This window comes from Pseudoalteromonas sp. APC 3495 (assembly GCF_030407645.1).
Lineage (GTDB): Bacteria > Pseudomonadota > Gammaproteobacteria > Enterobacterales > Alteromonadaceae > Pseudoalteromonas > Pseudoalteromonas tetraodonis.
The window spans coordinates 1-13,499 of the sequence record NZ_JASDDA010000070.1; the positions used below are offsets into that span (position 1 = coordinate 1).

At 41.1% G+C, this 13,499-nt stretch carries 13 protein-coding genes; 10 read left to right on the forward strand and 3 right to left on the reverse strand.

Features of this window, described 5'->3' with window-relative positions; genetic code table 11:
- The first annotated feature begins 229 nt into the window (after positions 1 to 229).
- From QL984_RS17645 to QL984_RS17655, 3 genes are all read left to right on the forward strand, one after another.
- Positions 230 to 454, forward strand: coding sequence for a hypothetical protein (locus QL984_RS17645; RefSeq protein ID WP_013463755.1), 225 nt, complete (start codon positions 230 to 232; stop codon positions 452 to 454).
- Between the two features lie 112 nt (positions 455 to 566).
- Positions 567 to 935, forward strand: coding sequence for a YacL family protein (locus QL984_RS17650; RefSeq protein WP_033102747.1), 369 nt, complete (start codon positions 567 to 569; stop codon positions 933 to 935).
- A gap of 52 nt (positions 936 to 987) precedes the next feature.
- Entirely contained in the window at positions 988 to 1,614 is a 627-nt protein-coding gene (locus QL984_RS17655) for a dUTP diphosphatase (RefSeq protein WP_013463757.1), read from the forward strand.
- Positions 1,615 to 1,975: 361 nt separating this feature from the next.
- On the opposite strand, the gene QL984_RS17660 is transcribed toward QL984_RS17655, so the two are convergent.
- Entirely contained in the window at positions 1,976 to 2,782 is an 807-nt protein-coding gene (locus QL984_RS17660) for an META domain-containing protein (protein ID WP_024601948.1), read from the reverse strand.
- A gap of 135 nt (positions 2,783 to 2,917) precedes the next feature.
- Positions 2,918 to 3,484 (reverse strand): alkylphosphonate utilization protein, encoded by a 567-nt coding sequence (locus QL984_RS17665; RefSeq protein WP_024601949.1) that lies wholly within the window; start codon positions 3,482 to 3,484, stop codon positions 2,918 to 2,920.
- A 267-nt stretch (positions 3,485 to 3,751) separates the two neighbouring features.
- Between QL984_RS17665 and QL984_RS17670 the strand changes: the two genes are divergently transcribed.
- From QL984_RS17670 to QL984_RS17700, 7 genes are all read left to right on the forward strand, one after another.
- Complete coding sequence (locus tag QL984_RS17670) at positions 3,752 to 5,026, forward strand: HDOD domain-containing protein (protein WP_024601950.1); 1,275 nt, start codon at positions 3,752 to 3,754, stop codon at positions 5,024 to 5,026.
- Between the two features lie 54 nt (positions 5,027 to 5,080).
- Positions 5,081 to 5,689 (forward strand): paraquat-inducible protein A, encoded by a 609-nt coding sequence (locus QL984_RS17675; protein ID WP_024601951.1) that lies wholly within the window; start codon positions 5,081 to 5,083, stop codon positions 5,687 to 5,689.
- A 63-nt stretch (positions 5,690 to 5,752) separates the two neighbouring features.
- Positions 5,753 to 6,127: a hypothetical protein gene (locus QL984_RS17680; RefSeq protein WP_138764597.1), complete on the forward strand. Its 375-nt coding sequence runs from the start codon at positions 5,753 to 5,755 to the stop codon at positions 6,125 to 6,127.
- Between the two features lie 103 nt (positions 6,128 to 6,230).
- Positions 6,231 to 7,556 carry a TolC family protein gene (locus QL984_RS17685; RefSeq protein ID WP_290173125.1) on the forward strand — a complete coding sequence of 442 codons (1,326 nt, stop codon included), beginning with the start codon at positions 6,231 to 6,233 and terminating at the stop codon, positions 7,554 to 7,556.
- Entirely contained in the window at positions 7,546 to 9,045 is a 1,500-nt protein-coding gene (locus QL984_RS17690; RefSeq protein WP_036956719.1) for an efflux RND transporter periplasmic adaptor subunit, read from the forward strand. Before QL984_RS17685 ends, QL984_RS17690 begins: the two co-directional genes overlap by 11 nt.
- 7 nt (positions 9,046 to 9,052) lie before the next feature.
- Positions 9,053 to 12,169 (forward strand): efflux RND transporter permease subunit, encoded by a 3,117-nt coding sequence (locus QL984_RS17695; protein ID WP_036956736.1) that lies wholly within the window; start codon positions 9,053 to 9,055, stop codon positions 12,167 to 12,169.
- 144 nt (positions 12,170 to 12,313) lie between these two features.
- Positions 12,314 to 12,769, forward strand: coding sequence for a hypothetical protein (locus tag QL984_RS17700; protein WP_036956718.1), 456 nt, complete (start codon positions 12,314 to 12,316; stop codon positions 12,767 to 12,769).
- Between the two features lie 70 nt (positions 12,770 to 12,839).
- Here QL984_RS17700 and QL984_RS17705 read toward each other — a convergent pair whose 3' ends face one another.
- A complete protein-coding gene (locus QL984_RS17705) occupies positions 12,840 to 13,346 on the reverse strand; it encodes an ACT domain-containing protein (RefSeq protein ID WP_013465996.1) in 507 nt (168 codons plus the stop codon).
- Between the last annotated feature and the right edge of the window lie 153 nt (positions 13,347 to 13,499).

A 13,499-nucleotide genomic window follows, 5' to 3' on the forward strand; every position in this document is an offset into this window, starting at 1 on the left:
TTATAAAATACGTATTTAAGTTGTTGAATAGTTAACAGTATAAACTGAGCAAGTAACTAAAATAGCTATTTAAAATTGCTAATTTGACTTATTTTTGGCAAAAAATACTAAACTGATAAATTCGTAATAATTTAACTGTATGATTTGTAAGCCTTAATAAATTGGCATAAAGTGTGTAGGTATAAATAATAAGTACAAATACAAAATTAATTAAACTACAGAGGTTAGTATGTCTCAACAAGGTTCTGGCGGTAACGTAATCGCAGCATTATGTAATATTTTTTTCCCCGGTTTAGGGCAGTTGGTGCAGGGCCGTATTTTAGCGGCGCTGGTGTTTGCAATTCTGGTTTTTGGCGGCTACGCGTTATGGTTTTTAGTGGTTCCAGCCGTAATTGGAGCCGTATTCCATTTATGGGCAATTATTGATGCTGCACGCTATCGCTCAGGTGGTTAGCTAAATTGATGATACTAAATAGCGCCTTATGGCGCTATTTTTGTATCTGGCTTTCATTATTCATAGCTGATTAGGTTATAATCTGTTGTATTAGCAGTACTGGAATAAAGTTATGGAATACCAATTCATTCGCGATCCTATTAGTGGGTTAAGAATTAAAATAAGCAGCGAGCACGCGATTATAGGCCGTTGGTTAAATGAAGAAATAGGCAAAGACAAAGTCGCGATGGTGCTGGCACTTATTAGCTCGGTGAGTTCAAGCTTTGAGCCGGTAACACTTAAAGGCCAAGAAATTGATCTGATCCTTTCTAAAGATGAAGCATTATTCGAAGCACATGCGCTGCATCAAGATAACGAAGATATATTAGCCTACCAAGATGATGAACTCATGCTTGAAGAGAATGATTTAAGCAGTGGTTGTGGTTTTGAAGACTTTGTTGACCTGATCAACTCATGGCATGAGTTTTCGGCTGGTCGTTAAGTTATATTATCTGTATTATTACCCTAATTATAAATCCAACAGTGGAACCAATATGTCTGCGAATTTAAACAAACTAGTTGTTATGCTAGAAATGCAAAATGCCATGAATACCAAAGTACATGAGCAATGGTTTAGTCAAGGCTTTGAGTGGTATAGAGCTATTTGGGTTGAATGTGCAGAAATGCTGGATCATTACGGTTGGAAATGGTGGAAAAAACAAACGCCAGATACTGAACAAGTAATTTTAGAGCTGGTTGATATTTTTCATTTTGGTTTATCGCTACGTATCGACGGTGAGACCAGCTACGAGCAAATCGCTACGCAGCTACAAACTCAAATGAGCGCCCCACAGCAAGGCGATGATTTTAAACAAACGCTTGAATTATTAGCGGCCAGTGCGGTTGCCAATAAAACTTTTAACGCGGCTGCTTTTGCCGGTTGTATGGCACAAATCGGTATGGATATTGATGATTTATATCGTGGCTATGTGGGTAAAAATACGCTGAACTTCTTCCGTCAGGATCATGGTTACAAAGAGGGTAGCTACATTAAAGTGTGGCATGGCAAAGAAGATAACGAACACTTAGTTGAAGTAGTTAAAAGCCTTGATACTGAGCATGCAGATTTTGCAAAACAGGTATATCAAGGCTTAGTAGCGCGTTACCCTCAGGGCGAATAAGCCAGGGTCTGTTGACCTTTGCGGATTACAATTTGTTCAAACTAGGGGCGGTTTAATCGCGACGCGAGGTTTGTAACCTAGTGGGCTAAGTAAAAACCGAGCAAAGCTTCCGCGTCCTGCTCACGCCCCTTACCTACATCCATGTAGGCAACAAAGAGTAAATCAGAACCCTTCGGGCAGCGCCTGTTTGGCATTGATGCTGCGTTATCGCCTATTTATGGGGAATAACCACACCACATAGGCTCTGCCTTGCCTAAATACCAAACAGACTGCTGCAAATTTAACCTTGAAAGATCAACAGACCCTAGTTTAACTGGGCTTTATACTGATATGCTTAGATGCGGAGTATTGTTACGCTTAATTAAAAGTAAACAGCGTTAAAGGTTGCAAGTTGCTTGCCTGCCTCATTTTGTAATACTAATTTTTCACCGTTAATTTGCCATTGCGTTGCTGCTTGCAGCACACCCGCCATGGCGCTTTCTTGTTCCATATTTTCATGACACATTTTTTGCGTGGTTGCTAACTGCGTAAAAGTAACCGTTTGCTTCGATACTTCATAACCGCCATTAAAGTTATTGCACCCTAAAAAACCGTGCACAGTGTTGTCACTATTAAATTGAATAAATGGCTCTTTAGTATTCACTTCAACGGGATTGCCATCGATTAAAACGGCTTTGAAGTAGGTATTTACTAAGTCAACGTCTGGCTTTGACGCTACTTTTGAAACAATAATTTCTAAAGGCTTTGATGAGGCCGTATTAGCAAAAGGCGAGTTACTTGTTGTGCTGGTGTATAGTAAGTTTCCTTGATTATTAATGGTTGCGCGCACGCTGTAGCGATGGGCTGGATCAATTTTTTCAAGGTTGTATTCAAGCTCTACTTTATACGGCGGTGCGCCTACTAAATCAATTACCTGCTCAGAAATAACGGTTGCTGCCACATCCATTTTTGACACATCAACCAAGGTAACGGTTAGCTGTGAATTAGGCGCTAATAGGCTGCGATCTAGGTAGCTAACTTGCACTGGTAGAGAGGCTGTTGTTTGTTTCACAGCGCTATTTTGCTGTGCGGTGTCATCGTTACATGCGCTAAGCATAAGTGTGCCACTTGCTAAAAAACATAGGCCTGCAACCGACTTTAAGATTGAGTTTGGCTTTGGTGAGAACATAACAGTTCCTAGATATAATTACGGATATAAACAGTAGCATACGGCTAAGTTACTTAATCATCGCTTAACTTGTAAATACAGCCAATACAGAAAGTTGAGATATAAAAAAAGACGCTTGGCGCCTTGATTCGTTACTTATTTTTTAACGTATTTAGTTAAAATTACAATACGTTGTCCATCAACACGCCCTTCAATATGTTCTGGGTTGCTAGTTAAGCCAATATTGCGCACAGCAGTACCGCGCTTTGCAGTTAAGCTGCTACCTTTCACATCTAAGTCTTTTATTAAGGTGACGGTATCGCCAGCTTGTAGCACTACGCCATTACTATCAATGTGTTTAATATCATCATCTTCAGCAAGCGCTTGCTGAGCCCATGTTAATGTGTCTTCTTCAAGGTAAATCATATCAAGTGCGTCTTGTGCCCAGCCATTATCGGCTGCTAGTCGTGTCAGCATGCGATAAGCAACAACTTGTACCGCCGGTGTTTGGCTCCACATGCTGTCATTTAAACAATGCCAATGAGTAGGAGTTAAATCGCGGGTGCCCTCAATTTGATCTTTACATGTTTGACAGGTGTAAATGCATTTATCTGAATGAGCTTCGGTAACTGGAGGTACTTCGTATACAGTTAAGTTATCTGTTGCTGCGCAGAGTTCACATTGGTTGTTGCTACGCTCTATTAAGGCTTGTTCAATGCTCATATTAGGGGCTCTTGTGAGTTTATAAAAAATTTATAATCGCATTATACCTTATAACCATAACCTTTGGGTATGCTCAGAGCGGCTGATAGCAGCAAAACCTTATAAAAAATAAGGTTAATAAAGGTTTTTATTATAAGAATATAAATTTAGGCTTAGTCGCTTGTTTTTTATTCGAATTAAAATTGCAGCAAGTCTTTAAAGTTTCACTATACTGGTTAGGTATAACAATAAAAATAACGCTTACATCACTGCAAAACAGGAAGGGTAATGCCAAATAATCCAGACGTAAAAAATTCATCTATTTTGGTCACTCAATATATTGCTAGGCAACCCATTTTTCATGCTGATAGAAGCATTTTTGCCTTTGAGTTACTTTATCGCGATTCAGTTAATAATGCCTTTCCTGCGGGAACAACCGACGGGCAGGCCACTGGGCGACTTTTTTTTAATGCGTTAATGCTGGTTGGGGTGGAAAAGCTGGCGCTTAATCAGACCGTGTTTATAAACCTATCTAGCGAAGGGCTTTTAGAGGATTTACCTACATTATTGCAGCCTGAAAATACTGTAATTGAAATTGTTGAGCGTACTGAAAATATCGAGCTTGTTACTCAACGAGTAACTGAGCTAAAAAAAGCAGGGTATGTATTTGCGTTAGATGATTATGACGCGCATGAAAAATGGCAACCTTTGCTCAGTTTGGTTGATTATATAAAGCTTGAAGTAGAAGAGCCTATAATAAAAACCACCATGCTACTTAAAAAGCTCAAACGCAATCACCCTGAGGTTAAAATAGTGGTAGAGCGAATTGAAACCTATGACGAATTTAGGCAGCTTAAAGAAGCTGGATGCGATTACTTTCAAGGATTCTTTTTTGCACGGCCAGAAATGCTCAGTTACGGTAATGTTGAGCCGTTAAAAATGGCGGTTTTTGATTTATTGCGCTGCACATCTCGTCCTGACTTGGATTTTAACGAAATTAATCAACGTATTTCTAAAGATGTGGGTTTAACCGCACGTGTTCTCAAACTAGTTAATGCCCGCTCTGCTAATAAAAATTTAGTGATTACGTCAATTCCACAAGCGGTTGTGTATTTAGGGGAAGATTCTATTAGAAAGTTTGTACGAGTACTGGCGCTGAGCGAACTTGGCTCAGACAAACCTAGTGAGCTTACTCGTTTAGGTTTATGTAGAGCGCAGTTTATGCAATTGATTTTAGAGCCCGGCGGAAAGATTATTGCAGAGCAAGGCTATTTAGTCGGCTTGATGTCGGTGCTTGATGCTATTTTAGATATGGAACTGGAAGCTATTGCCAAAGAGTTTAGTTTAGGGGCTGAGTTATCTGGTGCACTTTTAAGTTTTGATGGCATGATGGGGAACTCATTACATTTAATAAAAGCAGTAGAAGAAGATAACTGGCAATTGGCTAAAAAGTTGCTAGAGACTATTCGCCCTGCATCAGATATAGAGCTGGTGTATACAGCCATGTTAGATGCGCGCCAATATGCGGATGAGTTATTAGCCACCATTATTGAACAAGACTAACGCAAAACGTTTGGGTATGATTGGCACATATTGATTTTTACTTAGTATTACACCATGCGTTTACTTTTACCTATCACGACTATTTTAATTGCCTTAGCTTTATTGATCCCCGGGGTGACACAGCCGGTGTTGAGTATGGAAGGCAAAATTGATAAATCTAAACTTGCTCAAGCTGGTATTGAAATGCTGGCAGATGAAGGAAATCAAAACACCCGCAATATGCTAATGATGGTCTCGAGTATGTTGGGGTTAGACAAACTTGAAGGTGAGATCAGCGCTTATCAAAAAACGCGTAGTATTTGGGGCACCGTTAACGAACTGGCCGATAACAAAAACTACTTAGTGGCGATATTAGTGGCGTTTTTTTCAATAGTGATCCCAACAATTAAGCTGCTGCTTCAATTGTTTTATTGTGCACTGAAGGAGACTTCGTTTAAGTACAAGCTTGGTAAAGTGATAATTGGCTTAAGTAAATGGAGTATGGTGGATGTGTTTGTTATTGCATTAATCGTGGCTTACATGGCTGGTAATGCAAACGCGAACTCAGAAGACTTACTAAATATGCATGCTGAGTTTGGTACTGGTTTTTGGTATTTTACCGGCTATTGCCTGTTCGCTATTGCGGCTAGTAGCTTGATAAAGCCAGTGGTAAAAACCAGTTAATGATTGAGTTTTAAACGCAGTTACCATAAACTTTTAGCGTCTATTTACTTTTAGGTTATTTCATTGCAACGTATTTACTGTATTTTACTCACGCTGACCTTGCTACTCACTTTTGTGGGTCAAGCTGTTGCGTCTGTATCTATGGTATGTGATATGCCGCATATGAACATGGCAACCCATGCATCGATGCAGCATAGTGAAATGGCAATGAGTGACGACGCTGATACAACAACCATGTCTATGGATTGCTGTAGTGAGCAAAGCACGTTAACCCAAGATTGCAGTTGCCCAATGAGTGCTTGTAATTCGCATTCGGCCTTGCATGTAAACTCGCTATTTATAGCTTCCAAATTACCCTCTGAAAAAGTGCACCTTGCTGTCATGCAGCGCCAACCTAATTTTGCACGATCTCTTTATCGTCCTCCTATGCATGCATAACCGCAGGATAGGTGTGTTTAAAATCTAGTCATTTAGCTTTTTGTCATCTATCTGCTTAAAAAATTAATCGTTTTTTATTTTTTAATTTTAAGTGGAGCAAGTGATGAATCACTTCGCAGTATTAAAAGCTGTTTTTGTGAGCAGCTTATTGAGCATTAGTCTCTCTGTACACAGTGCTAAACTGAGTTTAAATGAGGCAATTAACTATGCCTTAAACCATGAGCCTTGGCTTAAAGCCAGCAAACAAAAACAAACATCAATTGAAGCAAAAAGTATTGCCGCAGGTACCTTACCTGATTCGGTACTCACGCTAGGGTTAATGAACTTACCAACCAATGGTTTTGCTTTTGATCAAGAGAATATGACCCAATTTAAAGTAGGAATTAGCCAATCGTTAAGCCGAGGCGATAGTTTAGCATTGCAGCAAAAAGCACTGTCTCAGTCGGCTGCGGCAGAGCCTTGGCTTCGTAAAGATAGACTCGCGCAGGTAAAAACCACAGTGACCGAGTCATGGCTCAACGCTTACAGAGCGCAGCGAACTATTGCACTTATTGAGCAGGACAAAGCCTTGTTTACTCAGTTAATCGATATTACCGAATCAAGTTATGTAAGCTCGGTGGGTAAAACACGCCAACAAGATATTATTCGTGCGCAATTAGAGCTAACCCGCCTTGAAGATAAACTAATGCAACTTGATCAACAGCTACAAGGTGCTAAAAAGCGGTTAACACAATGGTTGCCCATCGACATGCTAAGCCAGCCTGTTGGTGATGACTTTTCAGCGCTTGCAGCGTTAAAAAACTACACGGAATTAGAGTTTCAGCAATTAATGGCATTGCTATTAAAGCACCCCGCTATTATGGCGATTGATAATGCAATAGAGGCAAAGCAAACTCAAATAAGTGTGGCTGAGCAAGGCTATAAACCGCAAATTGGTGTGAATATGGGATATGGTTATCGCGATGATATGCCAATGGGTGGCTCACGAGCCGACCTTTTCTCTGTAGGAGTGAGTATAGATTTACCGCTATTTACCGACAATCGCCAAGATCAACTCGTTAATGCCGCGATTGCTGATAGCGAAGAGGCAAAAACACAAAAATTAATTGCCCTTAAAAAGCTACAAGGAATGTACTTTAAGGAAGTCAGCCAACTAACACGATTAAGTCAGCGAGCAGCGCTCTATAAAACTAAATTATTGCCGCAAATGGCCGAGCAATCCCAAGCGACCCTTAATGCTTATACTCGCGATGATGGTAATTTTTCGGATGTGATGCAAGCGCGGATCAGCGAATTAAATGCCAAAATAGACGCACTTAATATTCATGTTGATCAAAAAATTATTATTGCACGGTTAAATTATTACGCCAGTGCTGATGACGCCAGCTTAAAAAACTTATCACAGCAGGAGCTAACCTATGAATACTAATTTAAAATTGTCATTGGTGGCTATATGCAGTGCAGCGCTGACGGCCGGGGTGTTATTGAGCTTGCCAGCTGAGCACACTATGCCAAGCAATGACAAAACCAGTAGTAAAAAAGAGCCGCTTTATTGGGTGGCACCAATGGACAGTAATTATCGTCGTGATGAACCGGGTTTATCACCTATGGGTATGGATTTAGTGCCTGTTTATGAAGAGTCAGACAGTGGCGCCAATGAAGGCCCCGGCAGTGTTAAAATTTCACCTACCGTGATCAACAACTTAGGTGTACGCACGGCACCGGTGGAGTTTGCAGCGCTGGAAAATGAAGTCAACACGGTAGGCTATGTACAGTATAACCAAGACCAGCTCATTCATATTCATCCGCGGGTAGAGGGCTGGGTAGAGACATTATATGTGAAGGCCGCAGGCGATCAGGTTAAACAAGATGAGCCACTTTATACCTTGTATTCACCGCAATTAGTCAATGCCCAAGAAGAGTTTGTTTTAGCGTTAAAGCGCAATAATCCGGTGTTAATTCGTGCGGCTAAAGCACGTTTAAAATCGCTTAATGTGTCTGAGGGTTTTATTTCACGCTTACAAAAAAGTCAACAAGTGCTACAAAATATTACTTTTTATTCCCGCCAAGGTGGCGTTGTTGATGAGCTTAATATTCGTGAAGGATTTTATGTTAAACCTGATACCTCAATGATGAGTATTGCTCAGCTTGATGAAGTGTGGGTTGAGGCTGAGGTATTTGAACGCCAAGCTGAGCTGATCCGTGTTGGCTTACCGGTAACCATGACACTCGATTATTTAAGTGGTCAACGTTGGCAAGGGCAAGTGGATTATATTTACCCTACTTTAGATGCTAAAAATCGTACTTTACGAGTGCGTTTGCGCTTTAATAACGAAGGTCATCAGTTAAAACCAAATATGTTTGCGCAAGTGAGTATTCATAGCCAAAAAGCTGAAAAGCAGTTAATTGTGCCTAAAGAGGCGGTTATTCGCACTGGTAGCCAAAACCGCATTGTAATTGCGCTTGGGGAGGGGCGTTTTAAATCGGTTGAAGTAACCTTAGGGCGAAGCGATACGACTCATACTGAGATTTTATCGGGTGTTTTGGCTGAAGATGAAGTGGTTACTTCTGCGCAGTTTTTAATTGATTCAGAGTCGAGTAAAAGCTCTGACTTTAAGCGTATGCAAGCCCCTTCGCACAGCACCATGGCAATGAGTGATAGTGACCCAAGCATGGCTACTGTGAATGGGGTTATCAACAGCATTGACCCTAGCACGCGGGTTATGAATATTAGCCGTGAAGCGATTGAAAAGTGGGGGCGCGGACCTGCAACTATGGACTTTGTGTTAGCAAAAAATGTAACGATTGAGGCGTTTAAGCTAAATGATGAAGTTACATTTACCTTTAGTATTGAGCAAGGTGAGTTTGTGATCCATACAATGACTTCTGTGCATGCTATGCACAGTCAGCACGAGTAGAGTGGTTATGATTACTGCAATTATTCGCTGGTCTGTTGTTAATCGTTTTTTTGTACTGTTACTGACCGCTATATTGATTGGTGGCGGCTTGTATGCTGTAAAAAACACCCCAGTAGATGCCTTACCCGATTTATCTGATGTACAGGTTATTGTTAAAACATCTTACCCTGGGCAAGCGCCGCAAGTAGTGCAAGATCAGGTCACATTTCCTATAACCACGGCGATGTTATCGGTACCAGGGGCGCAAACAGTACGCGGTTTTTCGTTTTTTGGTGACTCCTACGTGTACGTTATTTTTGACGAAGACACCGATTTATACTGGGCACGAAGTCGTGTTCAAGAATATTTAAGTCAAGTATCTGCGCGTTTACCTAATACGGCAATTGCAGAGCTAGGCCCGGATGCCACAGGAGTTGGTTGGGTGTATTTATATGCACTCACTGATACCACAGGTAAGCACGATATTAGCCAGCTACGCAGTTTACAAGATTGGTTTTTAAAGTTTGAACTGCAAACTGTGCCCGGTGTATCCGAAGTAGCATCGGTAGGTGGCATGGTGAAACAATACCAAGTTAACGTACAGCCCGATAAGTTACGTGCCTATGGTATTCCGCTAAGCCTTATTCAAACTGCCATTAAGCAAGGCAACCAAGAAATGGGGGCATCAGTTGTTGAAATGGCAGAAGCCGAATACATGGTTACCAGCACTGGCTATGTAAAAAGTGTGGCTGATTTAGAAGCGATTCCTCTAGGTATAAACGCTAACGGTACTGCACTACAGTTACGTGATGTTGCTAATGTGCGTTTAGGTCCTCAAATGCGCCGTGGTGTTGCCGAGCTTAACGGCGAAGGCGAGGTGGCTGGTGGCGTAGTAGTGATGCGCTTTGGTGAAAACGCGCAAAAAACTATAGAGCTCGTCAAAGCTAAATTGGAGTCACTTAAAAAAGGCCTGCCTGAGGGGGTTGAAATTGTACCTGTGTACGATCGCTCTCATTTAATAAAAGACGCAGTTGATAACCTCACCTCTAAATTGATGGAAGAGCTGATTGTAGTTGCTTTAGTGTGTGTGGTGTTTTTATTCCATGTACGCTCATCGCTGGTGGCTATTATTACCTTGCCCTTAGGCATACTCACCGCTTTTATTATTATGTATTGGCAGGGAATTAACGCCAATATCATGTCATTAGGCGGGATTGCTATTGCGATTGGTGCTATGACTGATGGTGCGATTGTGATGATTGAAAACATGCACAAGCATATGGAGAAAAAACCGCTAACAGATGAAAACCGTTGGCAAGTGGTGATTGACTCTGCCAGTGAAGTTGGGCCTGCGTTATTTTTTAGCTTATTAATCATTACCGTGAGCTTTATGCCGGTATTTATTTTAGAAGCTCAGGAAGGACGAATGTTTGCGCCATTAGCGTACACAAAAACCTATGCAATGGCAGCTTCTGCTGGATTAGCAATTACCTTAGTACCCGTACTGATGGGGTACTTTATTCGCGGTAAAGTGATATCTGAAAATAAAAACCCAGTTAACCGTTTATTGGTAAATAGTTATAAGCCGCTGTTAAATATAGTATTAAAATCCCCCAAAAGCACCTTGTTAGTGGCACTGATTATTACTTTAGTGGGCTTTTATCCGGTTAATAAAATAGGCAGTGAGTTTATTCCACCTCTTGATGAGGGGGATTTAATGTATATGCCAACCACTTACCCAGGGATTTCTATTGGTAAAGCGCGCGAGCTATTACAGCAAACCGATAAGCTGATTGCCACTGTGCCCGAGGTGAAAACCGTATTTGGTAAAATTGGACGAGCGGAAACGGCAACCGATCCGGCACCACTGACCATGATTGAAACCTTTATACAGTTTAAGCCTAAAGATCAGTGGCGCGAGGGCATGACCACCGAAAAGCTCAAACAAGAGCTGGATGCTTTAGTAAAATTTCCAGGACTCACAAACGCTTGGGTAATGCCAATTAAAACGCGAATAGATATGCTGGCTACAGGGATTAAAACCCCAGTGGGTATAAAAGTCGCGGGGCCTAATTTGAATGAAATTCAAAAAATTGGCCAACAAATAGAAGTGCTGCTTAAAGATCTTCCAGGTACCGCATCGGTTTACTCAGAGCGAGTAGCGGGTGGGCGTTATATCAAGGTCGATATTAACCGCGAAAAAGCAGCGCGTTATAGTTTAAATATTGCAGATGTGCAGCAAGTGGTCGCAACCGCTATTGGCGGGATGAACGTGACTGAAACGGTTGAGGGTCAAGAGCGCTACCCGGTTAATATTCGTTATCCGCAAGCGTATCGTGATTCACCAGAGGAGTTAATGCTGCTGCCTATTGTAACCCCTGCTGGGCAACGCATTGCACTTGCCGACGTGGCTGATGTATACATTAGCGATGGCCCTCCTGGCATAAAAAGTGAAAATGCCCGTTTAAATGGTTGGAGCTTTATTGATATTAAAGATACTGACATTGGCAGCTACGTAGAAAGTGCTCAGCAGTTACTAAACGAGCAGCTAATTTTACCCGCAGGGTATTCTATAACTTGGGCAGGGCAATATGAATACATGGAGCGCGCTAAGGCGAAACTGAGTTATGTGTTGCCGTTAACCTTAGCCATTATTGTGGTACTGCTTTACCTGAATTTTAGAAGCTTCACTGAAGTATTTATTATTATGGCGACATTACCACTGGCGATGATAGGGGGTATTTGGCTCATGTATTTAGAAGGCTTTAATTTCTCTGTTGCTGTGGGGGTCGGCTTTATTGCCCTTGCTGGGGTGGCCGTAGAAATAGGCGTTATTATGTTGGTGTATTTAAACCAAGCCTATAAAGCGCAAGTAGAGGCCGCCGCTCAATTAGGAAAAAGCATGAGTATTGAGCAGCTTAAGCACGCCATATTAGAAGGCGCCGGTTTGCGCGTTCGCCCGGTAATGATGACGGTAGCAACCATAGTGATTGGCCTGTTACCTGTTTTATATGGCACAGGCACGGGGAGTGAAGTAATGAGTCGAATAGCCGCCCCCATGGTTGGCGGTATGTTTAGCGCCATTGTTTTAACATTGCTGGTGTTACCCGCGGTGTATTTATTATGGCGAAAGCGAAACCTATAATTTTTACACTGGTTGTGTAACTTGTACTGTAAAAAATCAGTACAAGTTACCCATCCTTACTTTACCTACTGATTTTATTGTGTTTTTTATTGGCATGATTCACGCATCTATTTAATCATTAGGGTTAAATAGTAAGGAACGCACATGCAAGTTAAAACAATCCAAGAAGTGTTCGATTGGACCGTTCAATTTCACACACAAATGGCCGCTAATTTTTTTAGTGTAAAGGACCTACTCGGGGAGCATAACAAACAGCTAATTGATTATTGTGTTGAGTATGAAAAAAAGCTCGCTGAGGATTTAATTGGCTTTAAAGCCATCACGCAAATAAACACATTAGATACGTATTGTTATGAATATTTTTCAGAGCACTCAGAAATTATTAACTTTACTGATTTAGATCGCAGTAACCAGTTAGATGAGCAAGTAATTCAAGAGTATTTATCTCAGCAGCATCAAAAAGTATTGAACGCATATAGTTATTTGGCTGATAAAGCACAATCACCTGAGGCTCAAGAAAAACTAAGTGAGCTGTTGCAACTTGAAGAGCAAGGATTAAAGCAAATGATACAAAGCATTAATCGTTATGCAGATATGTAGCAACAAGTGTTACGCATAAAAAAGGCGCTGTAATAAGCGCCTTTTTCGTATTTAAAATAATAGAGCACATTTAACTTTGCTCTACATCAACCACTAAGTCACTCGTAATCGACTCAAGAGCGTTAATTACTTCGTCTTTGTTAAGCCCATTAGGCAGGCTAACGGTGGCAACGGCACTAAAAATTGGCACCCCCCAGTTTGGCGCACTTTGCTGCCTTGAGTTTAAGTTCGTAATATTAGCGCCTTTATGACGAATAACACTTGCCAACTCCTGGACTATACCGGGGCGATCGTTCCCGGTGATCACAAAATTAAGCTGCTCGAGTTCAACAGGCTCAATTTCGGTGTTGCCTTTTTCAATACGGACATCTAATTTAGGAAGCCCATTAAGCGCATCTTGAAATGCCTGTAAATGCTCTTCAGCCACCTCAACTTGTATAATGCCAGCAAAGTGGCCAAGCAAATGACTTAAATTACTGCTTAACCAATTACCGTGGTTTTCCAATATAACCGATGAAATACTTTCTACTAAACCGGGGCGATCTTCCCCTAAAATGGTTATTACCAACTGCTTCATAATAGTTCTCTTTTTAAGCCCAAATGAAAAAATAAATGCATAGGCATTAAGTGATGCGATCTAATGTATGTGATTCTTAATGTATGTAAAAGCTAACCACAAAAGGATTGTTATATCTTAATAGGTTACTTTATTATTGTTATATTAGATGCC